The sequence below is a fragment of the Verrucomicrobiia bacterium genome (assembly GCA_023953615.1).
Taxonomy (GTDB): domain Bacteria; phylum Verrucomicrobiota; class Verrucomicrobiia; order Limisphaerales; family JADLHS01; genus JADLHS01.
In genome coordinates, this window is record JAMLJH010000001.1 from 956,198 (window position 1) to 980,232 (window position 24,035).

Genomic DNA, 24,035 nt, shown 5'->3' on the forward strand with positions numbered 1-24,035 from the left:
GCGAGCGCACAAATTTTCAACACGGGCGGCGCCAATCATAAAATCACCAAATCATCGCGATGCACCAATTCTGCCTTGGGCAACTGGCGCGCGCACACCGCCGCCGAATCAAACCGCGTGATGCCTCGAGCGAACTCCAGCCCGTCCTGATCACAAATTCGCACCACGTCGCCCGCCGCAAACTCGCCTTCACACCGCGTTACGCCCGGCGGCAATAAACTTTTTCCCGCCGCGCGCAAGGCCTGCTTCGCCCCGGCATCCACAAACAAAGCGCCCTTGGGATGATGAAAGAACGCAATCCAGCGTTTCCGCCCGCGCAACCGTCCTTCGCGCGCGACAAACAGCGTGCCTTCATCCGCGCCCGCCAGAATGTTCGCCAGCACTTTGCGTTTGCGCCCCGACGCAATCACCAGCGGAATGCCGGAGCGCACCACGATTTTTGCCGCTTGAATCTTAGTCACCATGCCCCCGACCGCCGTGACGCTCGTCGTGCCGCCAGCCAGCTTTTCCAGTTCCGCGTCCACCCGCTTGACGAGGGGGATCACCCGGGCCTGCGCCGTGCCGAAATTTTTAATCACTCCCTCCACGGACGTGAGTATCACCAATAAATCCGCGGGTAACAAAGTCGCCACGAGCGCGGAAAGCGTGTCGTTATCACCGACCTTGATTTCGGTGAAGGACACAGTGTCGTTCTCATTGACGATGGGCACAACGCCGCGTCGCAGCAAGGTGACCAATGTATTCCGCGCGTTGAGGTAGCGCTCGTGATGCTCCAAATCCTCGTGGGTCAACAAGACCTGCGCCACGACCAAATGATGTTTGGCGAACAACTTATCGTAGGCCGACATCAACCGCGACTGCCCCACGGCGGCGCACGCCTGCTTATCCGCGAGTTCGGTGGGGCGGGTTTTGAAACCGAGCGCACCCATCCCCGCACCGACGGCGCCGCTCGAAACCAGCACCACCTCTTTTCCAGCGCGGCGCAAGGCGGCTACTTGAGCGACGAGCTGTTCCAGTTGCGCGGGGTCCAGTCGCTTGTGGTCATCAGTAAGAATCCCCGTGCCCAGCTTGACGACGACGCGGGAAACGGGTTGGAGTAATTCCGAACGCACGGCGGTTTGTTAGCAAACCGGACCAGTCGTGTCGAGGCGGGACTCGACAGACAACAACCGTCCCCATCCGTCCGCGTGGGTTCACCAGGTGAGGTAACCAACTCAAGAACGCCGCTTGCAACCACTACAGCCGCCAGCTTTCAAACTGCGAATCGTACCACGAATGACAACACGGTTTCCACTTCCGATTCCACTTGCGCGGCGCGGGTTTTCATGTGAAACACGAGCGAATAAAACATGAAAACCAAGGCGGACATTGTGGCGAACTGGCTGCCGCGCTACACCGGCACGCCGCTCCGGGAGTTCGGCAAACACATTTTACTCGTCAACTTTAACAATTATGTCGAGCGGTTTGCGCGCTGGCACCAAGTGCCCATTCGCGGACGGGATTGTCCCATGCCCAACGCCACCGCCAACGGCATCACCATCATCAATTTCGGCATGGGCAGCGCCAATGCCGCCACGGTCATGGATTTGTTGACCGCAATCAAACCGGAAGCCGCGCTGTTCCTCGGCAAATGCGGCGGCGTCAAACACGTCGCCACGCTCGGCAACCTCGTCCTCCCCATTGCGGCAATTCGCGGCGACGGCGCGTCGAACGACTATTATCCACCGGAAGTGCCCGCGTTGCCGGCATTCAGTCTGCAAAAGGCCATCTCCACCACCATCCGCGATCATCACCGGGATTATTGGACCGGCACGGTTTATACCACCAACCGCCGGGTCTGGGAACACGATCGCAAATTCAAGGAGTACCTGCGCAAAATCCGCTGTATCGGAATTGACATGGAAACCGCGACGATTTTCATCACCGGCTTTTACAACGAAATTCCCACGGGGGCGCTGTTGCTGGTTTCTGATCAACCCATGGTGCCGGACGGAATCAAGACCGCTAAAAGTGATCGCAAGGTCACGCAGCAATTTGCCGACAAACATTTACGCATCGGAATTGATTCGCTCAAGCAACTGATCAATCGCGGTCTTACGGTGAAACACCTGCGGTTCTGACCGCGATCCGCCACGCTCGGAATGCCCCAATCCCGGAGTTGAGTTGCCCGGCCTTCGCTTGCCACTATGCTGGCGGAGACGGAAAGGATTGTCCGTTCCCGTTATGGCGGTGATCTGCCAAACATCCAAAGACTTTTTATGAGTGAATCCGTGGAGTCGAAACCACCGGACCCGGCGGCCCCAAAAATTTGCCTGGCGCGTTCGGTAGCTCGGGCCTTGGCCGAGGACCCCACGCTCGAAGCGGTGACAATTGATCGGTCGCGGCGCGTCGTTTCCGTGGCCACCATCGGTCGGGTGGATCAGGCCCAGTTGGACCAGCGCATCACGGCGAGCCTGCAAGCTGCGACCACCGTGCCCGCTGATCAAGCCTGCGCGTTGTTGACCGGTACCGAGGACTGTCGCACTTGTGACGTGACGCTCTCGGAAGCCGAACGACGGCAAATCACCATCACTCACGCTGGCGACACCACCACCATTGCCCGCGTCACCTGTCCCACGGCACCCAGTTTCTGGCGCTGGCGCGATTGGCCGCTGCCCAAAGTGGTCCAGCGCGACGTCGAGTTTCTGGAGGACGCCGAGGAACCAGTTGGTGAATGGAAGGCGCAATTGCTGGCGGCGGCGCTCTGCGGCGGCTTCGGGCTGACCGGTTATTTCCTGACGCAATCCGGTCGCGCTGGTCTCGGGGTGGCGAGTTTCGTGGCGGCCTATCTGGCGGGCGGTTGGTTTCCGGCGGAAGAAGTTTGGGAACGATTGCGGCAGCGCGCGATTGACGTTCACTTTCTCATGCTGGCGGTGGCGCTCGGCGCGGCCAGCATCGGCGCCTGGGGTGAAGGCGCGATGTTGCTTTTCCTTTTCTCGTTGTCGGGTGGGCTGGAACACTTCGCGCTCGGCCGGACGCAGAAGGAAATTCGTGCGCTGTTTCGCGAAGCGCCCAAGGTGGCCACGACGCTGGATGACGCCGGAAACGAACGTGAGCTTCCCGTTGCGCGTTTGCAGCCGGGTATGAAATTGCGGATCAAACCCGACGCGCAATTCCCGGTGGATGCCGAGGTGTTCAAGGGAAACACCGCCGCCGATGAATCCAATCTCACCGGCGAGGCGACACCGGTGGAAAAAACCATCGGCGACACCGTATTGGCCGGCACGATGAATCTTTGGGGCGCCGTGGACGCAACCGTGCTACGCCCGGTCACCGAAAGCGCGTTGCAAAAAATCATTCATCTGATTCGCGAAGCGCAGCATCAGAAAGCGCCCTCGCAACGCTTCACCGACAAATTCGGCACCCTTTACACCTACGCGGTGCTTGGCCTGTCGCTGGTGATGTTCTTCGTCTGGTGGCAGGGTTTCGGACTGCCGCCGTTCACCTCCACGGCAGCGGCGCACAGCGCGTTTTATCGCGCCATGACGCTGCTGGTGGTGGCCTCGCCCTGCGCGTTGGTGCTTTCCATTCCCTCGGCGGTGCTGGCGGCCATTGCGTTCGGCGCGCGACACGGCGTGCTGATTCGCGGCGGCGCGGCGGTGGAAAAACTGGCGGATGTAAACGTCGTGGCGCTGGATAAAACCGGCACGTTGACCACGGGCGAATTACGGGTGGAAAAGGTTGAAAGCTTTCCGCCGGGGCGCGAAACGGAAATTGCCCGCCTGGCGTACTCCCTGGAAAAGTTGTCCGCGCATCCCCTGGCTCGCGCCATTACCCGTTATGGCAAACAACAACAATTCGAGGCCGCTGAGTTTGAGCAATTCGAATCCGTAACCGGACAGGGTTTGCGCGCACGGCAAAATGGAACTGCCGTACTGCTGGGCCGGCGCGATTGGGTGATTGGATGGCGCGAGACAACCGGGTTGGCGACCACTCCTTCCGGTTCAAGCGCAGACGAACTGCCGGCAGCCGGTGCGGATGCGGGCGCTTCCGAAGTCTGGCTGGCGCGCGAAGGTTTGCTGGGCCGCATCGTTTTGCGCGACGATATTCGTCCGCAAGCCGGGCAGGTCGTCGCGGCCTTGAAACGCAGCGGCCTCCAAACACTGGTGCTCACGGGCGATCGCCAGGCCACGGCTGAACATCTCAAAACGCAACTGCACCTCGACGAAGTGCGCGCGGAATTGAAGCCCGAGGAAAAAGTCGCCGCCATTATGGCGCTCAGCCAGCAAGGCAACCGCGTGGCGATGGTGGGCGACGGTGTCAATGACGCTCCGAGTCTGGCCGTGGCGCATGTCGGCGTGGCGATGGGCGCGCGCGGTTCGGACGCGGCGCTGGAACAGGCCGACGTGGTTTTGATGTACGATCGGCTGGAAAATTTTCTGGCCGCCTTCCGCCTCAGCCAACGCGCCCGCCGCATCATTCGGCAGAATCTGGTCGTCTCGCTGAGCACCGTCGTGGTGCTGGTGACCTTTGCCTTGCTGGGGCGAATTCCACTGCCCGTCGGGGTGGTGGGACACGAGGGCAGCACGGTGATCGTGGTGATGAACAGTCTGCGCTTGTTGTTCAGCGGTCCGGCGCGGAAGGAATGATGGGGCGCCAAGGGCGGATTACTTGCGGCGGCGCTTGGGCGTTTTCACGCTGAATTTGACCATGGGACGGGCGACCTTGGTGGTGACGCGAGAGTGGTTGCGTCGGCGGCGGCGCTCTTGACGCGCCGTAGCGGAAAATAATTTCCGCGCCAACCGCAAACCCATCACCACCAGCAACACGCCGCCCACCGCGATGATCACCAGTTCGCCCAAACTCATGCGTTATTTATGGCAGTCCGCCCGCTGATGTAAAGTCTGGTTGAGTTGCATTTTTTCCGTGCCGGCGAAGATCAGCATGGCTGGGGTGCTGCAACGTGCCGCGATTTCATCCGTTCTTCAGGCGGGCCAATGCAGGCGCACTCCTTGATCGGTCAGACACGCTTGGAATTCCTGCAACAATTCCGGCTTCGCCCGCACCGCGTGCGGTTCATGCTTTTCCTGGAGGCAGTAAGCGACCAACGCGCCCGCCGCTTCGCCGATGTTCCATTCCACCGGGTGCAACCGATAGCAACCGTTGGTGATGTGGGTGACGCCAAGATTTTTGCTGGCCGGCAAAAGATTTTTCACCCGCTGCGGCAGCAACGCTCCCAGGGGAATCTGAAACGGCAGCGACGCGATATCAATGTAGTTGTCGCCGCCGGAGCTTGGATGCAAATCAATCCGGTAACTGCCAATTCCCACCGTATCGGAAAAAGACTCCGCCTTGACCGCATCCTTGGATTGGCCCAGCAACTCCGCGCGCGCATCCGTGCCGACGTGCTGTTCCCGCACCGTGAAAACGGCGCGAATGCGGCGACTCTCCCGAATGTAGGGATACTTGGCCAGTCCATCCTCCGTGCCAACGAGGTCCGGGCGCAATTTCAACCCTTTCCAGCCTTCGCCACCGTCTGGTCGCGGCGCTTTGGTTTGCAACCAGTAAAGCAGTGAAAGACTCAACTGTTTGGCACGAGCCAGGTGGCGCGCGGCTTCATCCGGCGCCCCCTCGAACAGATTTCCAGGCAAATAATCGTTCTGCGGCCAGTTGACCAGCGATACATCGCCGCCGAAAGTTCCCGGAACAAAATTTTTCCGATCCACGATGCGGCGGTAATGAAACAGCCCCGTCGCTTTTTCCGGATCAAAGCCGTAATTGCGCGGCGCCAGCGTGATGGGATGCGAGTAAACCAGATCGAGCAACTTGCCCGGCCAGGCGGGTTTCACAGGCGGAAGGTAATCCCGCCAAAATTCCCACTCGCGCGGTTTCTCGATGGTGTGATCCTCGCCGTGAAGATATTCCATCGCAAAGCAGCAGGTGAACGCTTGCATGTTATGCGGTTGCGCCGTGGGTTTGGCGTGCGGTTCGCCGGTTTCCGATTGTGCCTCCGCACCAGTCACGTATTCCGTGCGGGTCAACGGGAGCAACTCACCGGTTTCCGTGGCATCAATAAAATAGGGCGCGACCAGTTCCACCGGATTTCCCGACCGACGACTTAGCGCGGACACCGTCTTCACGACATCTCCCGATGCGGTGGCGTGAACGGCGGTGTGCTCCAATAAAATCTGAACCCGCCCGCTCGCCACGTATGGCGCGAGCATCTCGTGCAATGCCGCCAACGCCACGCGTGGCTCATGACAAAGCCGCGAGACTCCGCCGTTGCCTGGATTCAACGACGCGTTGTTTCGAGCGGCTTCAATCAACGGAAAATTACGCCGATAGTAATCACGAATATGCGTGCGTAAGTCCTGGTAACTTTTCGTGCCGCCATACGTTTCGATCCATGGGTTTTCATCCGGCGGCACGGCTTGGGACGTAAGCTGACCGCCGATCCAATCCGTCTCTTCGGTCATAATGACGCGCAAACCGTTTCGGGCGGCGGCGAGCGCCGCAGCGCAACCGCCCAGACCGCCACCGATGATTACCAGATCGGCGCGCATGGATTTCGCGACGCTTTTCCGGGGTCGTACGCTCGGCGTCGTTTTCGTGGCACAGGAAGTCAATGCCCCCGCGCCCACCCCCAACGGGACCGCGACGCTGATTTGTTTCAAGAAAGTCCGACGATTTTGTCCTTGCGGTTGCATGGATTGAAACTGCCTGTCCTCGCGCGATTGCACAACGGCAATCTACAGTTGCCACGCACACGGACTCTTAAGTTCCGGATCCGAGGCGCATCCCTGAGGCACGCTTCCTTCACAGACCATTGGTTTGCCGAAGGGCGCGAAATCACAGGGCGGGAGCCGAAGGGGGGCAATTCCTCAACTCTCTGAACCAGATTGGTCTGTGTTCTCGGCGCCGCGGATTGCCAAGTCCTTTCGACCAGGTTGGTGATCCATCCAGCTTTGGGGAGTGCGACCGTTTCCAGTCACAGTGTTTGACACCATGCCAAACCATCCTCGCAAGGAGACCAGAGAATGGGGAATAACGGAATCGGATTTGTGACCGTCTGATCGGCCGCAGATCACACAAAACCTTCAGCGACAAGTTTACTGCCTTGCACGTCAATCTCGTGACGCTGACCCGAACCGACCACCACCCGACACCAACTGTTGCTGATAAGCTTGGGCTGTTCCCCGCTGCAGTCCAACCAGTAGGCAAAGCCGCCGCACATACCGGGCACCGGAAACCAGGTCGGCTGCTTTTCAGAGCGAGAGGTCGTGGCGTCAATGCGCGGGAGTTGAAGCTCAGGCAGTTCGCGGAGAAGATCACCCGCCCGCTCACGAATAACCTTGTGAAAGTGACGTTCCAAGGCACTCAGTATTTCCGCCGGGATTGGTTTCATGCTTCAGGATAGGTTGATTGCAAATTCATCAGGGCAAAACCAGGATGTGAACTGTCGTCACACGGGTTGTCGGCATATCCGGAGTAGGAAAACTTCCATTTTAATCACGGACTCCCGATCAATCCCAAACTGTTCATGCATGGTGTGGGCAAAAAGATGAGGAGGAATGGCTACGTGCCGATAGCCCATGGTCTTCATTCCCAGGATGGCATAATAAATACCGGGTAGCACATCTGCTTGCCTCGCCAAAGTCCTGTTCCGCTCATAAATAATGTTCGACTTGTGCATCTTCGGAGCATGCCAAGCAATGACGGAATTACCATGATTCTCCAAAATATAAGGAATCGGATCCTGTAGAATTGCGTCAAACTCAAGCGGCTCACCCTTGTTGCGGTAGAACTTGAGGACCGCATCAAACCGCTCCGAGTCTTGGATCGGCTCTCCGTAGCCGACGATCTCTTTCAATAATTTGATTCCCGCTCTAATTTTCACATCTGACCCAGAGGTTGGTCCCAATAGTAGATCATTCAGCGCCTAAAGGAGCTGGTGAAATCGCTGGCTTCGGTCGGCACGACTGTTTTTTCCAATTTTGAGTCGGCAATGAGTTGTTGCAGTTCAACTTCCCAGGCCACGCCGTTCATCGGCAGCGTCAAAGCCTCGCGTCGCAGCGAGGAATAAACCATGGCGTTGGCCAGTTCCACCGAGGCCAACCCCTCGGCGCCGGGCGCGATCAAAGGTTCGCCGTGGCGGATGGCGTTAACGAAATTTTGCATCAACGTCGCGTGCGGCGTGGCCGCATTATCGAAGGGGATTTCGGTGGTGCTCGTCTCGGGTTTGCTGAAGCCAGTGGTGGCGGTGCGACTGAATTCCAGCATGTCCACCGCGTTACGCAGGAAGCGCAGGCGGTCCGGCTCCAAAATGATCGTGCCGCGGGAGCCGACGATTTCAAAGCGGTTGGTGCCGGGCACTTCGCCGGTGGAACTGACAAAAACACCGGTGGCGCGATTGGGCCATTCAAGGTAGGCGGTGACGTGATCTTCCACTTCGATGTGATGGAACCGGCCCAACTGGCAGAAGCCTTGGACGCGTGCCGGTTGCCCCAACAACCATTGGAGAACATCAAGATTGTGGAGACACTGGTTCAGCAGCACGCCGCCGCCTTCGCCTTTCCAGGTGGCGCGCCAGGCGCTGCTGGCGTAGTAGGCGTCACTGCGAAACCAATCGGTGTTCACCCAGTTGACACGGACGATCTCGCCCAACTCGCCCTGTTGCAGCAAGGCGCGAATTTTCTCGTAGCGCGGTTCGAGGCGGAGTTGGAACATGCCGGCGAATTGCAATCCGGGATGCTCTTGATGCGCGGCGATCAGCCGTTCGCCATCGGCTTTGTGCGCGGCAATCGGTTTTTCCACCATGACGTGTAAACCAGCGGCGAACGCCGCGATCCCCAAGGTGACATGCTGATAATGCGGCGTGGCAATAATCACCGCATCCACCGCTCCGGATTGGATGAGCGCTTCGGCGTTTTCAAAGACTTTCACGCCTTTAGCCGCGTAATCGGCGAGCTTGTGCGGCGAAGTACTGCAAACCGCCGTCAACTCGCACTCAGACACCTGTCCCGCCAACAAATAACCGGCGTGATGTTTTCCGATGTTCCCCATGCCGATGATGCCAACGCGAACGGATGTCATGACCGCAGGTTAGCGGGAGCCTGGATGAGGTTGAAGCATTTTCCCCAGTGAACGGTCTGATCGGCAGCAACACCGCGTCGCAATTGGTCCTGCATCGGTAGGCGCTGAAGCGCAGTTTTTGATGCAAAATTGCCTAAAAATGTGGTAGAAGTGAATGAAGCTTGGGGGCATTGGTAAAGGAGGGGCATTGGTTTTGCTCTTTTGCAACAGGCAACCGGACAATGAATGACTAATTAAATTGACGTATGGCGCAGGATCATCGCTTACAACCGCAACGGTTCGAACTGAAATACCTGATCAAGGAGCAGATCGTAACCGCGTTGCGTGATTTCGTGAGCGGCTACCTGGAGCTGGACGATTTTTCAATCGGCAAGCCCAATAATTCCTACGAAATTCATAGCGTCTATCTTGATTCGTCCGGCCTGGATACGCACCACGCCACGGTCAATGGCGATAAAAATCGCTACAAATTGCGGTTGCGATATTACGACGGCAAATCGGATTCACCCGTGTTTTGCGAAATCAAACAGCGCATTGACAATTCCATCCTGAAAAAGCGCGCGCCCGTTCCGCGCGACATTATTCCGATGGTGATGGTGGGACAACTGCCCGCCCCGGATCAGCTATACTCCACCGAACCACGGCACTACGTTTCGCTCCAACGGTTCGTCGAGTTGGCGCAACGCCTCAACGCGCGGCCGCGGCTTCACAATCATTATTGGCGCGAAGCGTGGGTCAGCTCGCACGACAATTCCATTCGCGTGACGCTGGATCGCAACATCGAGGTGGAACCCTATTTCGGAAACGAAGCGGTCACGGAGATGATACGCCCCATCCGGATTTATCGGGAATTTGTCGTTTTAGAATTAAAATTTACAGGGCGCTACCCGAATTGGTTTAATGCGCTGGTCAGCCGGTTCAACCTGATGCGTGGAGCGGCCATGAAATACAGTGGCGGCGTGGCGACCGTCGGCGAGCAGTTTTTCCAGCAACACGATCCGGAATGGGACGTGCAGGCAGCCTTCAGAGCAAATTGAACGTGGAACAGGATCTTAAGCAATGAATGATTGGTTTTTAAGGGGCGACTACGGAGCGGTACCAACGGATTACAGCGTATTGTTGCTGGCATTATTGCTGGCGTTTGTGTGCGGACACGCCGTGGCGTGGGCTTACATGTTTACTCACACGGGACTCTCCTATTCGCGCTCCTACGTCAACTCGCTTACGGTCCTGCCGGTATTGGTGGCGCTGGTGATGATGGTGCTGTCCAACAACCTGGTGGTGGCGTTTGGGTTGATGGCGATTTTTGCAATGGTTCGATTTCGCAGCGTGCTGCGGGACACGCTGGATACGACCTACGTGCTGGCAACCATTGTCATCGGGCTGGCGTGCGGCACGGCGAAGTTCACCACGGCCATCATTGGCTGCCTCACAATCCTGGCCATCATGTTGTATTTCTGGGTGACCGGATTCGGCACGCGCCATCGCTACGACCTGATCCTGAACCTGCATTGGAATCGTCCGGCGGCGGAACTGCCGGAGTTGCTGCAACTGCTGCGCCGCCACGCCCGCTCGGTGCTTTGCGCCAGTCAACGCTCGAGCGAGGACTTGCAAGGCGTGGATCTATCCTACCGGTTATTACTGCGAAATCCGGCGCGTAGCCACGAATTGATGGCGGAACTGAAAACCTTCGCCGGTGTCACCCGCACGTCCAGCCTGACCGCCGAAGACGAATCGGAACTATGAGTCGTTTCCGTTCGCCGCAGGTCAAAAGTCCGTTCCGCCAACGGTGCCGCCATTTTTGTACGGCGGTGTTTCCGTCCGTTGTTTTCGGCACCGCAATCCTCAGTGTTGCTTTCCTCTGGTCAGAACAGCAGCACCTCACGGATTTATCTCCGCCGCCGCCCCGTGGCTTCAACGCGGCGCACCCAGCCGAAACACAGTTGACGTCGCCTGACTGGAGCAACACCTCCACGCGAATCGTCAACGGCCGGCTCGCGCCGGAAAATCGCCCGCCGCATTTCGGCGCGTCAAAAATGTCCGAACTCAAACTGCAAACCGCGCACGACTGAGTCGTCGCGATTGGAGCGGCCACCAGACAAAAAAGACCCGCGAAACAAAATTTCGCGGGTCGAATCGTCAGGAAGTGCGAGATCGCTGGTTTGGTTTCTGCACTTCACTCACTGACGACAATCTTTCGCGGCTTGACCGCTTCCGATTTTGGCAGGCTCAAAAAGAGCACGCCTTGATGCATTCGCGCGGTGATGCGATTCGGATCCACGACCGGATCCAGTTCAAATACGCGCCGATAACCCAAGCCCTGACGTTGACGATACAACGCAGTGCCAGGAACCACGGCGTCGGTCTGGTGGCCAATCAGGGTAATCTCATTATTCGCCAGCGTGATTTCGAGACCGTCCTTGCTTACACCCGGCATGTCCGCTTCGATGACGTAGCCTTCTTTATTTTCGTAAACGTTCACGTCCGGCATCACGTATCGAATCGTCTCAGCAGGAGCCGGAGCGGGCGGCGCGGAATCTTTCTTAAACAGCGCTTTCATAATTTATTTCGTACTTTGTTAAAGATTGAGTTCCGGCGAAGCGTTGGCGATCCGCCGGAACCGTGGTTCAGTTAGTTGACCGCGACGTCAATTTGCTTCGGTTTGGCTTCCTCGGTTTTCGGCAGCGTGATGGTCAAAACTCCATCTTTGTAAGCCGCCTTTACCTTATCCGCGGCCACCGATGCCGGCAGCGTTACGGTGCGTTGAAACCGGCCAACAAAGCGTTCCGCCCGGAACACTTCGGTGTCTTCCTTTTCGGTTTCGCTTTTACGCTCGCCGGAAATGCTGAGCACACCTTCATGCAGGGACACTTCGATGTCCTCTTTCTTCATACCGGGCAATTCAGCCTTGACCGTGTAGTTATCCTTATCCTCATAGACATCCAATGCCGGCGTCCAACCTGCCAGTAAATCGGAAGTCTTGGTCAGTTCACTCAACGGGGAATCGAACAGACGATCAATCTCGTCGCGCAGGTCTGACAGCCTTCCGAAACCCGACCAGTTTGCCAGTGTTGGTCTTTGCCATTTTACGATGTTCATAATGTTCTCCTCTCTATTTCTTGGTTAAGTTTTCGCTCTCTCAACAAAAATAATTTAGCTTTTCCAATACCAATTTAAAAATCTGCGAAATCTTCAATAAATAAGGTGTTTTCTTGAAATACACACTTTCGAAATGTGTCATTTAGACATTTTATTTGAGCCAATCAAATTTCGAGTGTGTCAATTTTGCGCTAACCGAGACCTAATGGATACCGCCACAATTTTTCGGTTTTATCGAATCACGGAGATTCCGGAAGGTCGTTGAATTGGACAAAAAGAAAGCCCCGAATCAGAGCGATTCGGGGCGCAAGAAAGCAGTTTGTGATTAGTCAAAAGCGTGGCCGGCGCAGCAAAGAACATCGGTCACTTTGTGACGCACCAGATCTTTGACCAACTTCCGAGCTGGCCCCAAGTATTTGCGCGGATCAAACTCCTTCGGATTTTCCGCAAAGGCTTTCCGAATTGCTGCGGTCATCGCCATGCGCAAGTCCGTATCAATATTCACCTTGGTGCAACCCACGCGCCGCGCAATTTCAATGTCTTCCTCGGGAACGCCTTTCGTATCGGGCATGTTGCCGCCGTACTTGTTGATGTCGTCCGCCAGGTATTGCGGAACGCTGGAGGCTCCATGCAGCACCAGTGGATAATCACCCAAGCCGGCTTCGGAGAGCGCTTTTTTGATCAGCTTGAGCCGTTCGAGGTCCAGGTGTTGTTCGCCTTTGAATTTGTAGGCGCCGTGGCTGTTGCCAATCGCGACCGCCAGAGAATCGCAACCGGTCGCGCGCACAAATTTAACCGCTTCCTCGGGGTTGGTGTAGTGTCCGCTGGACGAATGAGCGCCGCCTTCCTCGCCGTCGTCAAACTGCGCGCCGACCAGGTGGCCCAGCTCGGATTCCACCGAACAATTATGTTTGTGAGCGTATTCCACCACTTTACGGGTGATCTCGACATTCTTCTCGAATGGCTCGTGCGAAGCGTCAATCATCACGCTGGTGAAGCCTTCGTCAATGCACTCTTTGCACAACTCGAAGGTGTCCCCATGGTCGAGATGCACCGCGATCGGAATGTTGCTCAGACTCACCGCGGCTTCGATGAGCTTCTTGAGATAAACGGGGTTCGCATACTGCCGCGCACCCCGGGAAATTTGCAAGATCAGCGGGGCCTTCTCCTCCTCGCAAGCCTCCACGATCCCTTGGATCAATTCCATGTTGTTGACGTTAAAAGCGCCGATGGCGTATTTGCCTTGGAGGGCTTTCGCGAACAGGTCTTTGGTATGTGTCAGTGGCATAATGTATCAAGATATGTCTGCGCCCGGGACTGCCTCCCAAGCGTCCGCAATTCTAGCGAACCCGCAGAACGATGAAAGCAAATTTCATCCGTTCAACCGAGCGGGAGTGGCTTGAAATTCACTGCGTCGAACGACAAATTTAGCGATAAAAATGGAGCAACAACGGCCAAATGAATTTCCAGATCAGCCAGGCTGAGCCACCACCGAGCACCACCGCCGCCAGCAGCAAACGGCGCCGCACCTTGGCTCGATCTGGCTCCTCCCAATACCAGGCAACCCAGACACTTAGCTCGTAAAGGCCGTACAGCGGCACCGCCATCATTACCTGCGTGAGCACTTCGGGAGTGGTCAGTAGCCCACCCAAAATCAGCACGATCACAATCATGTAGCGCCACAGGCCGCGCAGCGTGCGATAACTCAGCACTTCAATCTTCACCAGGACCAGCAGCACGACCGGCAATTCAAATCCCAACCCCATGCCCAGCATGAATTTGCAGACGAAACTGATGTAATCTTCCGCGCGCCATTGCAGCGCGCCAAACCCCAGCCAGTGGGAATACAGTTGCGAGGCGCCCAACGCTACTGGCATCAACAGGAAATAGCAGAACGCCACTCCGGCCATAAACAGGCCGCCGCCAAAATACAAACCGCGGCGAACGTATTTTTGCTCGAGAATCCGGAGCGCCGGAAACACAAAAGCCAGTATGAAATATAAAATGAAGGGCGCGGCTAAAACTGCGCCGCCATAAAGCGCCACCTGAAAGGCGACGATGAATCCTCCCGCGGGACTGAGATTTATCAGCTCCACTTCCAGCTTTTGCGCCGCGGCGGCCAGCGTGGAGTCCGGGTTGACCTGCCAGCCCAAAACTCGATTGGTGCCAAGAATTTGCGGGAACACTTCCAGCGCAACAAACCGGTTGGTGCCCAAGTCCAGATTTTTTTGCTGCGCGTCCGTGAGTGTGAACGTCCCCAACTTGTTGGTGCCGTAAGTAACGGTGACAACTTGATTCGTGCCGGGATAGTGAACTTTGGCGTGCTCCAGCGGCCATTTAAGAATATGAACGACACGGTCACCCGCGATGAGGCAAAGCAACATCGCGACGCCCAACGCGACCAGACTTTTGATCAGGACCCAACGAAGGTCTTCGAGGTGTTCGAGAAATGATTTTACCGGCCCGCCTTCAACTTCGGGCTCGGGGTGTGCCGACTCGGAATCATCCGCCATGCGCCGGGGCGTTCCAATTACGCCTGCGGCGTATCAGAAGAAGCTGGAGTCTCGGTTTGCGCGGCGGCCCCCGACGGCGGCAACTTACGCGGTGCGGGGGGAGGTTCTTGCGCCGCGTTCTGAATTTCTTCGGTGACTTCGCGGGTGGCTTTTTTGAATTCCCGGATGCCCGTGCCCAAGCCTTTAGCCAGATCTGGCAATCGTTTCGCACCAAACAACAACAACGCGATGGCGAGAATCAAAACGATTTCCCAACCGCCGAGCATTGCTGCAAACATGTTATTCATAAAATCACCTGTCGCGAAAACTTAGGCCGGAAAGCTTGGCGAGTAAAGCGCCAAAACTTCCCGGCCCCAGCTGACAACAAAAATCCGCTTATCGCGCGTGTAGCACCACGAACTCGCCGCGACGATTCTTCGCCCAGGCCGCTTCGTTTTGCCCCAAGTCCACGGGCCGGCGTTTACCCCAGCTTTGGGTGATGATGCGGTCTGCGGCGACGCCTTGAGAAATGAGCGCTTCACGCAAGGCGGAGGCGCGGCGCTCGCCCAACGCATCGTTGTAACCATCCGTCCCGCGCTCGTCGCAATGACCTTCAATCAATAAACCGACGGCGGAGTTGTTCCGCATGTAATCCGCCACCGCATCCACATTGCCGCGCTCGTCGCTGCGCACCACCGAGCTGTCAAAACCGAAGTGAACCGTATGGATGGCCAAGGCGGCGCGATCTTGCGTGCTGTTGTCGAGATCGAATTTCCCCGATTGCGCGTGCGCCCCGGTAGTGGGGTCCCATTCTGAACTGTTAATCCCAGAAGTCGTGTCACCGGAATTGAACGGCGGCAATTCATTATTGATTTCGCCGGGACGGATCCGCGTCTCGGACTTATTGATTGGCGTGGGCCCGATGACGCGCTTTTGGCAGCCGGTGCCGAAGAGAGTGAGCGCCAGCACCGCGGCCAGCAGAGAAGTTAATTTGACAGCTTTCATGTTCGTTAAGATTTGGAGACAGGTTGTTGTTATTTAGCCCAACTGGGTTGGGAGCTACTACCCGAAATTCGAGTGATAGTTTTGGTTTGTTTTGTCGGCACGTCAAGCAAAGAGAGTTGGTTGCCATTGCGACCACTGCGGCGGGTATAAACCACCGTGCGCGAGTTCGGCGCCCACGACGGGTCCTCGCCTTCCACCAGCACGGTCGCCGAGCCGCCTGCGGACGAAACAATACAGATATCAAAGCCGCCTCGGCGCTGTTGCGTAAAAATGATCCACTTGCCATCCGGCGACCAGTCCGGCTCGGTGGGGTTTAGAATCCCGCTGGTGGAGATGCGTTGCGGTTTGCCCCCGGTAGGAGAAACCTTGTAGAGGGCGCGAACCTCATTGATTTTGCCCGCGTAACAGATCCATTGCCCATCCGGCGACCAGCAAGGAGAGGATTCATCCTCGCGCGACTGGGTCAGGCGATTCAGAACATTGCCATCCAGATTGGCCACGTAAAGGTCCACCGTTCCGGATTTGCTAAGAATCATGGCAATGCGATTCCCATCCGGCGAAACCGCAGGACTGAAATTCGATCCCGGATAACTGGCAATCGCCTTTCGTTGTCGGGCCGCCAGATTCTGCAGGTAAATCCAAGCTCCCCCGCTTCGGTACGACGTGTAACACAAAGCCTGGTTTCCCGGCGCCCAGGCCGGCGAAATTGCGGTGGAATTATCCTGCGTCACCGGAGCGGCGTCGCTCCCGTCAAAGTTGGCGATATAAATTTCGCTGGTACTCCCTGACGAGCGCGAAAAAGCGATCTTGGTGTTGCCGATTCCCTTGCGCCCCAAAGCCGCCAGGAAATCGTCCACGAACTGATGCGCCTGGCGACGCAGATTGGCGCCGGAATAACTTTTATTGACCAGCACATTGTTGTTGATGCGATCTTGGGCGCGCCCCAGCAGATTATCGCCATTGCTGCCGCTCAACAGATACTGCGCGCTATCTGCGCTCGCCAAGCTGAAGCCTTGCACGATGAGATCGAATTGAATCACCTCCAACGCCTCACCGGTAAACCCCGAGAGATTCACCGGAATGGGGCTTTGGTTCAGGCCCGAAATTCCTGGGATCTCGATTCTATTAACTGCGGCCGATTGCGCAGGTAGCGATAAACTGCCTAACGCCAACCCGATAACGGTAAGTACAAGTCGGTAATTCATCCGAATCCAATTCTAGGTTTGAGATCAAAAACAATGTTAAATGTTCGGGTCGAATCCGTGGTGCCGGACGGAAAGGCAGGCACTTGGCGCACCGAATCCAAGACGCGTTGGGTCAGCCGGTTCAGTTCCGCATTGCCTGACGGTTTGAGGATGCGGGCGCTGCTGACCGTGCCATCCCGCAAAACAACGATGGAAGTCTCCACCTGCGCCTGCCCGTCCGCGATGTCGCCAGCGATTTGGAGTTCACGATCGTAAGCTGCTTTGTAGCGACGCTGGATTTCCTGCGCATAACTGGCATAAGCCGCACCACTCCCACCGCCTTGTCCGTCCGGCATACGCACGTCAGTGCCGGAAGAAAGTCCTTTTCCCAAACCACTCCGCGTGCTGCGCAACGCGGTTGCCAATGCCGAGTTACGCTGGGAATCAGCCGCGGCAGCGCCGTCATTGGCGGGCTTCTGATTCTTGGCGGCAGTTGAGCGATTTAACGGAACCTTGGTCTTGCTGACCTGGACCTGATGGGTTGGTTTCGATTTCGGCGACTTCTCCACCTCGCGATCGTTGAATTTTGTTTCGACCGGTTTGACGACTTTTGGTGCTGGCTTGGGTTCAACCACCTTGGCGGGCGGTTGGGTTTCCACTGGTTGGGGCACCGGGTTCGGAGCCGGAGCTGGCGCGGGCTGGGACGGTTCGGGTGGTGATTGAATGGGGGCGGGACCACCCGGCGCGGCGCCGCCGGGATTGGATAATTGTTCGTCAATCAAAAAGGCGGGTTCAAAAGTGATTTCCGGCAGGTTTAGCGGCTCCTGCTTTTTAACCAAAAAGGCCGGCCCCACCAGCAGCGTCAGCAGCAGCAGCACGTGCAAGGTCGTCGAACCGACCAGACATTTTTTTTGCAACTGACTCATCGCCTCGCGGGGGGTTGCGGGGGTTGCGTGCGGATGGAAAATCGGGAAATACCCACGCCCGTGCAGGCATCGGTCAACGCCACAAAATCCCTCATCCGGCTGTTTTCATCCGGGCGCACGTAGATGATTAAATTGGGGTTCGAGCGAAACTCCTGCGCCAAGGTGGAAACAATTTGCCCCAGTGGTTGGGGGCGTTTCTCCAACGCATACTGGCCGGCGTCGTTGATTTCCACCACGCGCACGTTGTTGCGATCCGGCGGTCGGTCCACCGCGTTGCGGCTGGTCGGTAGATCGAGGTCCATGCCCTTTTCCAGCAAGGGTGTGGTGATGACGAAGATGATCAACAACACAAAAGCCAGGTCCAGCAACGGCGTGATGTTAATCTCGCTGAGCGTTACCAAATGACTGTGTTGGGAGAATCGTCTCATCTTAATCCTGAACCCAAAATCTCATTGAACAATTCGCGTAATCCTTTGACTCAATTCACCGACCGACCTTTGCCGGTTTTGTGCGCGCAACGACCAGACCCCGGCACCGCACGATTTATTCGACCCGATCTCATTCATCTTGCAAATACTCGGTTTCCATTTTGGAGACCAATTCCTGCGCAAAATTATCCAGCTCCACCGTCCGTACCCGGAGGTTGTGAACCAACCAGTTGTAGCCGAACATGGAGGGGATGGCCACCAGCAGTCCCGCCACCGTGGTCACCAAGGCCGCCGCCACACCGGGCGCCATGGCGGACATGGAGGCGCTCCCCGCGCGCGCAATGCCGGCAAACGTATCCATCACTCCCCAAACTGTTCCCAACAATCCCAGGAACGGCGCGCCGCTCACCGCGATCGCGAGCAAAATCAATCCCGATTCGAGCTTCAAGGACTCCTGCGCTACCGTGTTTTCGATGAGACGCTTGACGTGCTCCATGCTTTTCAGCGAAACAGCGGGCTTGCGCGCGGCATCCGAACTACCCTTCAACCGCGTGTCCAAAGCCATGCTACCAGCTTGATAGACGGCAAAGAGCGGACAACCCTCCGCCTGAATGCGACGATCAAACATTTCCAGCACCGATTTCTGCTGTTTGAATTCCGCCTGAAAATACAGGTTCAACTTGCGGGCCCGCCGCATTTGCACGGTTTTGACCGCCATCACGGTCCAGGCGGCAATGGAGAAAAAAATTAAAATGACGATGATGACCTGCGCCTCGGGCGTGGCCTGCTTCCAAATGCTGAATCCTCCGGGAGCGGTAGAGGCGCGGGCGTTCCCCACGGCAGCTAACAATATCGGTACAGTCATAAAAAGTCCGTGTGCTTTAACTCGTCGTGAGGAACCGACCACCGTGCAAGCACCGGGCTGCAACAAACAACAGGCCGTATTGTGGCCGAGATCCCCGGCAAAAAGCAAAACTTTTTATTCCTACCCTCCCGCTTTTTTGACAATTCCAATGCGAGGCATCTTGCTCCCCAACCCGAATCAATCTTCGTTGAGAAATTTCAAGGTGCGCCGCAAAAATTCGGCAGGCGCATCCACATGCAGCCAATGCCCGGCTTCCGGGATCGTCTCGATTTCAGCGCGCGGAAACGTCTCCCGCAGCGCGGGAATATCTTCATCCCGAATGTAATCGGAGCGTCCGCCACGAATGAACAACACCGGCCCGGTGAATTGCGGCTCGGCCGGAATGGCCTCGAGAAGGTGTTGATAATTGGTCCACAGACTTTCAAGATTACATTTCCAGTACATTATCTCGGTATCGTTGCGGCCGATATTTTTCGTCAAAAACTGGCGCAGAGCTTTATCCGGCGCCACCGCGGCCAGCGCCGCTTCCGCTTCGGTGCGCTGTTGCAAGCGGCTCAAATCCAATGCGCGCATGGCTTCCAGAATTTCCTTCTGGCGCGGCGGATTTTCCCGTCGGCCCATGTCCGCCACGATCAATTTCAACAACTGTCGCGGATGTAATTGAGCCAACCGCAGCGCCACTTTTCCGCCCATCGAGTGGCCGAGCACATGGGCGGCGCTCAAGTGATGGTCGTTGATGAACTCCGCGATGTCTTCCGCCATCACGTCGTAGTTACACTCGCTGGCGTGGGGCGACCGACCGTGATTCCGCAGGTCGAGCAGAAAAACCTGGAACTGGTCGGCGACGGCCCGCGCGTAAGGCTTCCAATTATCGAGCGACCCCAACAAGCCGTGCAAAATCAGCATCGGCTCGCCTTGTCCCAAAACTTGAAAATTCAATTTCATCATCAAACCGTAGCGGCCACAGAATTTGCGGTTGTGGCGATGGGCTAATCCACTCGAGGGAAAAGCGACGCTTCGTTCCGTTCCTCAAAACCAAATTGCGCATCAATGTTGCCGCCCAAAACATCAATATTCACTCGTTGCCGCGCCAACTACGGCAATAAATTTCAAAAATGAACCCCAGCAGCACAACTGAAATCAGACGCGTCGAGTCTGGCCAATTGAATCCGTAGCGCACTAACGCGTCTCACCTTCGGGAGGCAGACGGGGATGTTGATCCACGTCATTTGTCACAAGATGAAAGCCAAATCGAAAAAATCCAATCCGGCGTTCAAACAACGGCAAGTTTTACCGTTCCTGCCGGAATTCGTCGCACCAATTGATTTTACCAAGAACGCACTTCCACCGCCACCACTCGACAAAGAAAAGCACCAAATGGAAGTGCTGCATCCCACTTGGGTGACGACTGCATGAGCGCCAAAATGACCGTCGTTCAGACGCTTTGCGTGGGAAGCGACTCGCGAAATTTTTGCCCGGTGATAATAGAAAAAAGTTTCGGATTGGCTTGGCGGAGGAATTGCAGTAGTACTCTCTCACCCTATGGGTTCTCTGAAAAAACGCCGTAAGGCAAAAATTAGCAAACACAAACGGCGCAAGAAGCTGCGCTTGAATCGTCATAAGAAGCGCACTTGGCAGAAATAGCCGCGCGGTCCGATTCTTTACCACCACGCCGGCGGCCGGAAATAATTTCCGCGCCGCCGCGCGTGCTTTGTACCGAACATGAAGCGTTCCATCGCCATCTTCGTCGGGATCGGCTTGAGTCTGTGCTTCGGCCCGCTCGGCTGCCAAACGCAGCGCTATCGCGTTGAAGCGGAATCGCGTCCGGACGAAGGACCGAAATTAACCAGTCGCGCTGCCGCCTTTGCTCACTATTCCTCCGGCATCATCCGCGCACTCAATGGTGATTCGGCGGCGGCCAGCGAGGAGTTTTTTCGAGCCGCTCAACTGGATCGCACGGACGCCGATTTGCTGGCCGATGTCGCGAAACGACTGATTGAGCAACGTCAGTTTCAACTCGCACGGGAGGTGTTGCAATGGGCCACCAAATTGCCCGACGCGGATGACGACCTCTTTCTGCAACTCGGTTTTGCCAGCTCACAACTTGGGCAACATCGCAAAGCCATTGCCGCCAATCGTCAGGCCATCCAGCGGCAACCGCAATCATTGCCGGCCTGGAATAATTTATATTTGAACTACGTGCAGCTCGGGCAGCCGGAAAAAGCCCTGCTCACGCTGGACGAAGCCCGGGCGCAGTCCGAGGTCCCGCCAGAGTATCATCTGAAGCTTGCGATGTTGTACTTGGACTGCGGTGAACGCTTCCCCAAGCAACGCGAAGTGGCGCGCGCCCGGGCGCGGGCGCTGCTGGAACAGGTCAAAACGGCTGACTCCCTGTCCGGCTTGCAGCAAATCCAATTGGCGGATGGGTTCAATCAGCTTGGCGCGGTTGATGAAGCCACACGTTTGTACCTGGCGGCTTTGGATCAAGTCGCACCGGCAGCGGCCTTGCGTGAGTTATTACGCACCAAACTTGCGGAGATTTATCTGCGCCAGCAGGACCAGGAACACGCGCTGGAACAATTGAACGCGCTCGTCCAGGACAATCCCGCGAACGCTGGCGCGCAATACCTGCTCGGCAGCCTGGCTCTCGGACAAAAGCGCTGGGACGATGCGATCCGTCGGTTCCAACTTGCCCTGCAAATCAATCCCGACTTCGAGGCGGCGCGGCTTGATTTGACGATGGCGCGATTGGCGGCGGGGCAAACGGAGGCGGCGCTGGAAGACTTGCGCGAGCAACGCCAGCGAAATCCGAAAAATTTTGCCCTCGAGTATCTCACCGGCATGGCCTATCAGACGCGGCAACAATACCCGCAGGCGCTCGAACATTTTCAAGCCGCCGAGGCCCTGGGGCTGGCGGGTGAGACCAATCGCCTGAACGCCAACTTCTATTTCCAACTCGGCGCGGCGCAAGAACGCACCGGCGCCCGGCAGGCCGCCGCGCGCTCGTTTGAAAAATCGTTGACGCTCGCGCCGGACAATGCCGAGGTGATGAACTATCTCGGCTACATGTGGGCGGAGCACGGCGAGAACCTGAAACGCGCGCGAGGGTTGATTGAACGCGCCCTCAAGCTCGAACCGGATAATGACGCCTTCCTCGACAGCATGGGTTGGGTGCTGTTCAAACAGGGCGATGCCAAAGGCGCGCTGCATTATCTGCAGGAAGCCGTGGCCAAATCCGAACAACCGGACCCGACGCTTTACGATCATCTGGGCGATGTGTACGCGGCTTTGAAAGAACTGAACCACGCGCGGGAAGCCTGGACCAAGGCGCTCGAGCTGGAACCCAATGAAACCATTCGGAAGAAGTTGAACGCCGTTGCCCCGACCCCATGAACTATCGCTTTCAAAATCATTTCACCCGCGAGGAAGCCACGGCGTTGCTGCCCGAACTGCGCGGTTGGTTGCAACAACTGAAACAGTTCCGCGAGGCGATTGAGCGCAGCGATAAACGACTGACTTCTTTGAAGGGAGCGGGCGACGATCTCGGCGGTGATTTGGTCAACCAATGGATTCGCGCGGTCGCGGGAATGCAAGCGGTGCTGAGTGAGTTTCAGCGCCGCGAAATTCTGATCAAAGACCTGGATCGCGGCCTGGTGGATTTTCCGGCGTTGATCGGCGGCAAGGAAGTTTTCCTCTGCTGGGAGGAAGATGAGGAAACGGTGGAATTCTGGCACGACCTCGACACCGGCTATGGCGGGCGGGAAAAAATCTAATCCGCTGCGAGCGCCTGTTTCAGTCGGGTGAGGAAGACCACGTTGTCACATTCGAGATATTTCATCGTTCCGCCCATGCGCGCGTAACTCTTGCAAAAGCGCAAATAATAAGCGGGGTTGGCTTTGGTGGGTTCGCCTTGCGACCAATCCCAGTTGCCGCCGTCCTGAATATCCACCACGTAAATCGTGTGGTCGTGGACGATTTTGCGCCCGACTTGCAGGCGCAGGTTATTGACGCAACTGATGCTCTTCTCGAACACCTGCGGGCCCATGATGGCCGAGCCGACACTCAATACCACGCCACCGTCCAGCCCTTCCACCGCCGCGCCGAATTGCGCGAAATCCATCTGTGCCGCTCGTCCAATCGCGGCCCCGTTGAAAATGGGATGGTTGGAAATGATGTCGTAACCGATGCCCGGATGCACGGTGAGCGGGACCCGGTGTCGAAACGCTTGAGCGACGATGGAACTGTCCTTGTGCGGATGCTTCACCTCGAGGCGTCCCGACGGTAAATTCATTCGCAGCATCGTCTGCAACAATTCCGCCCGTGCCGGGGCGAACGGATGCGCCGGCTCGCGGCGCAAGGCGTCCTCCAATTCACCAGTGGTTGGCAGCGTCGTGCCGTCTTCGTTCATGAAGCGACCCAGACTGCGACCGTACCCTTCGCCGCGCAACGCGCCCGCCAACAGCGCCAGATGAATGTAGCAGCTCGTTTCGTCCCAGGTGCCGAAAGTTCCGGTAGCCACATTTTTGCGCACGCTCTCCTCGGAACGGCCCAGGAAGGAAAGCTCCCAATCGTGGATCGTGCCCGCGCCGTTCGTGGCGAGATGGGTAACCCAGCCTTGCGCGATCAGTTGGTTGACCACGGGCAGCAATCCGTTCTTCACCAAGTGCGCGCCATAAATCAGCATCACGCTGGCCTGCCGTTCCCGCGCGGCCCGGATGCGGGCGGCGCAATCGTTGATGCGCGCCGCCATTTCCGGCGACGGTGGAGCGGGTGCAACCGGCGGGCAGAGCACTTTCTCGATCGTGTTCAGGCTGCAACGTTGGGCGAGCGGGTAAACCCTGATTTTTTTCAGGTTCAGCGGCGCGGGAAAATCTTTCATTGCGACGCGGGGATTTAACCACGGATGACCAGGGAAGGACACGAAATTTTCAGAGCTGGTTGGGCCAACTCAAGCGCGGAGCGCG

At 57.1% G+C, this 24,035-nt stretch carries 27 protein-coding genes; 9 read left to right on the forward strand and 18 right to left on the reverse strand.

The genetic code is table 11. The features are described from left to right. Positions 1-35 precede the first annotated feature (35 nt). Entirely contained in the window at positions 36-1,112 is a 1,077-nt protein-coding gene (proB, locus tag M9920_03800) for a glutamate 5-kinase (protein ID MCO5051405.1), read from the reverse strand. Positions 1,113-1,349: 237 nt separating this feature from the next. On the opposite strand from proB, the gene M9920_03805 reads away from it, so the two are divergent. Next, a complete protein-coding gene (locus M9920_03805) occupies positions 1,350-2,120 on the forward strand; it encodes an AMP nucleosidase (protein MCO5051406.1) in 771 nt (256 codons plus the stop codon). A 138-nt stretch (positions 2,121-2,258) separates the two neighbouring features. Next, on the forward strand, positions 2,259-4,628 hold the full coding sequence (locus M9920_03810) for a heavy metal translocating P-type ATPase (GenBank protein ID MCO5051407.1): 2,370 nt from the start codon (positions 2,259-2,261) through the stop codon (positions 4,626-4,628). An 18-nt stretch (positions 4,629-4,646) separates the two neighbouring features. Here M9920_03810 and M9920_03815 read toward each other — a convergent pair whose 3' ends face one another. From M9920_03815 to M9920_03835, 5 genes are all read right to left on the reverse strand, one after another. After that, on the reverse strand, positions 4,647-4,847 hold the full coding sequence (locus tag M9920_03815) for a hypothetical protein (protein ID MCO5051408.1): 201 nt from the start codon (positions 4,845-4,847) through the stop codon (positions 4,647-4,649). 117 nt (positions 4,848-4,964) lie between these two features. After that, entirely contained in the window at positions 4,965-6,542 is a 1,578-nt protein-coding gene (locus M9920_03820) for an FAD-dependent oxidoreductase (protein ID MCO5051409.1), read from the reverse strand. Between the two features lie 521 nt (positions 6,543-7,063). Further along, complete coding sequence (locus M9920_03825; protein MCO5051410.1) at positions 7,064-7,384, reverse strand: hypothetical protein; 321 nt, start codon at positions 7,382-7,384, stop codon at positions 7,064-7,066. 57 nt (positions 7,385-7,441) lie between these two features. Next, positions 7,442-7,876 (reverse strand): hypothetical protein, encoded by a 435-nt coding sequence (locus M9920_03830; protein MCO5051411.1) that lies wholly within the window; start codon positions 7,874-7,876, stop codon positions 7,442-7,444. A gap of 35 nt (positions 7,877-7,911) precedes the next feature. After that, positions 7,912-9,072 (reverse strand): Gfo/Idh/MocA family oxidoreductase, encoded by a 1,161-nt coding sequence (locus M9920_03835; GenBank protein ID MCO5051412.1) that lies wholly within the window; start codon positions 9,070-9,072, stop codon positions 7,912-7,914. 245 nt (positions 9,073-9,317) lie between these two features. Here M9920_03835 and M9920_03840 point away from each other — a divergent pair, with 245 nt between their 5' ends. From M9920_03840 to M9920_03850, 3 genes are read left to right on the forward strand one after another with little or no spacing between them, the layout of a single operon-like run. Next, the gene (locus M9920_03840) at positions 9,318-10,109 is read left to right on the forward strand and encodes a polyphosphate polymerase domain-containing protein (protein MCO5051413.1); all 792 of its coding nucleotides are present in this window, start codon (positions 9,318-9,320) and stop codon (positions 10,107-10,109) included. Positions 10,110-10,131: 22 nt separating this feature from the next. Then, on the forward strand, positions 10,132-10,818 hold the full coding sequence (locus tag M9920_03845; GenBank protein ID MCO5051414.1) for a DUF4956 domain-containing protein: 687 nt from the start codon (positions 10,132-10,134) through the stop codon (positions 10,816-10,818). After that, complete coding sequence (locus M9920_03850; GenBank protein MCO5051415.1) at positions 10,815-11,144, forward strand: hypothetical protein; 330 nt, start codon at positions 10,815-10,817, stop codon at positions 11,142-11,144. Before M9920_03845 ends, M9920_03850 begins: the two co-directional genes overlap by 4 nt. A 104-nt stretch (positions 11,145-11,248) precedes the next feature. Here M9920_03850 and M9920_03855 read toward each other — a convergent pair whose 3' ends face one another. The 11 genes from M9920_03855 to M9920_03905 all read right to left on the reverse strand — a co-directional run bounded on the left by M9920_03855 (position 11,249) and on the right by M9920_03905 (position 20,019). Continuing rightward, a complete protein-coding gene (locus tag M9920_03855) occupies positions 11,249-11,632 on the reverse strand; it encodes an Hsp20/alpha crystallin family protein (protein ID MCO5051416.1) in 384 nt (127 codons plus the stop codon). A 71-nt stretch (positions 11,633-11,703) separates the two neighbouring features. Further along, a complete protein-coding gene (locus tag M9920_03860) occupies positions 11,704-12,171 on the reverse strand; it encodes an Hsp20/alpha crystallin family protein (GenBank protein ID MCO5051417.1) in 468 nt (155 codons plus the stop codon). Between the two features lie 325 nt (positions 12,172-12,496). Beyond that, positions 12,497-13,459, reverse strand: a complete 963-nt coding sequence (locus tag M9920_03865; protein ID MCO5051418.1) for a ketose-bisphosphate aldolase — start codon at positions 13,457-13,459, stop codon at positions 12,497-12,499. Between the two features lie 139 nt (positions 13,460-13,598). Next, a complete protein-coding gene (tatC, locus tag M9920_03870; protein ID MCO5051419.1) occupies positions 13,599-14,684 on the reverse strand; it encodes a twin-arginine translocase subunit TatC in 1,086 nt (361 codons plus the stop codon). A gap of 17 nt (positions 14,685-14,701) precedes the next feature. Further along, entirely contained in the window at positions 14,702-14,962 is a 261-nt protein-coding gene (locus tag M9920_03875; GenBank protein ID MCO5051420.1) for a twin-arginine translocase TatA/TatE family subunit, read from the reverse strand. A gap of 97 nt (positions 14,963-15,059) precedes the next feature. Then, positions 15,060-15,668, reverse strand: coding sequence for an OmpA family protein (locus tag M9920_03880; GenBank protein MCO5051421.1), 609 nt, complete (start codon positions 15,666-15,668; stop codon positions 15,060-15,062). Positions 15,669-15,697: 29 nt separating this feature from the next. Next, positions 15,698-16,873 (reverse strand): hypothetical protein, encoded by a 1,176-nt coding sequence (locus M9920_03885; protein MCO5051422.1) that lies wholly within the window; start codon positions 16,871-16,873, stop codon positions 15,698-15,700. After that, entirely contained in the window at positions 16,870-17,778 is a 909-nt protein-coding gene (locus M9920_03890; protein MCO5051423.1) for a TonB family protein, read from the reverse strand. Before M9920_03890 ends, M9920_03885 begins: the two co-directional genes overlap by 4 nt. After that, positions 17,775-18,206 carry a biopolymer transporter ExbD gene (locus M9920_03895; protein MCO5051424.1) on the reverse strand — a complete coding sequence of 144 codons (432 nt, stop codon included), beginning with the start codon at positions 18,204-18,206 and terminating at the stop codon, positions 17,775-17,777. The genes M9920_03890 and M9920_03895 overlap by 4 nt, the downstream gene beginning before the upstream one ends. Positions 18,207-18,336: 130 nt before the next feature. Next, positions 18,337-19,071 (reverse strand): MotA/TolQ/ExbB proton channel family protein, encoded by a 735-nt coding sequence (locus M9920_03900; GenBank protein ID MCO5051425.1) that lies wholly within the window; start codon positions 19,069-19,071, stop codon positions 18,337-18,339. A gap of 177 nt (positions 19,072-19,248) precedes the next feature. Next, entirely contained in the window at positions 19,249-20,019 is a 771-nt protein-coding gene (locus M9920_03905) for an alpha/beta fold hydrolase (protein ID MCO5051426.1), read from the reverse strand. 291 nt (positions 20,020-20,310) lie between these two features. Between M9920_03905 and M9920_03910 the strand changes: the two genes are divergently transcribed. From M9920_03910 to M9920_03925, 4 genes are all read left to right on the forward strand, one after another. Then, on the forward strand, positions 20,311-20,487 hold the full coding sequence (locus M9920_03910) for a hypothetical protein (GenBank protein ID MCO5051427.1): 177 nt from the start codon (positions 20,311-20,313) through the stop codon (positions 20,485-20,487). Positions 20,488-20,613: 126 nt separating this feature from the next. Further along, positions 20,614-20,715, forward strand: a complete 102-nt coding sequence (locus M9920_03915; GenBank protein ID MCO5051428.1) for an AURKAIP1/COX24 domain-containing protein — start codon at positions 20,614-20,616, stop codon at positions 20,713-20,715. A gap of 78 nt (positions 20,716-20,793) precedes the next feature. Then, positions 20,794-22,464, forward strand: coding sequence for a tetratricopeptide repeat protein (locus M9920_03920; GenBank protein ID MCO5051429.1), 1,671 nt, complete (start codon positions 20,794-20,796; stop codon positions 22,462-22,464). Further along, on the forward strand, positions 22,461-22,844 hold the full coding sequence (locus tag M9920_03925) for a DUF2203 domain-containing protein (protein ID MCO5051430.1): 384 nt from the start codon (positions 22,461-22,463) through the stop codon (positions 22,842-22,844). The genes M9920_03920 and M9920_03925 overlap by 4 nt, the downstream gene beginning before the upstream one ends. Here the strand turns inward: M9920_03925 and M9920_03930 are convergent. Then, positions 22,841-23,950, reverse strand: a complete 1,110-nt coding sequence (locus M9920_03930) for a hypothetical protein (protein MCO5051431.1) — start codon at positions 23,948-23,950, stop codon at positions 22,841-22,843. The genes M9920_03925 and M9920_03930 overlap by 4 nt on opposite strands. Positions 23,951-24,035: the final 85 nt, after the last annotated feature.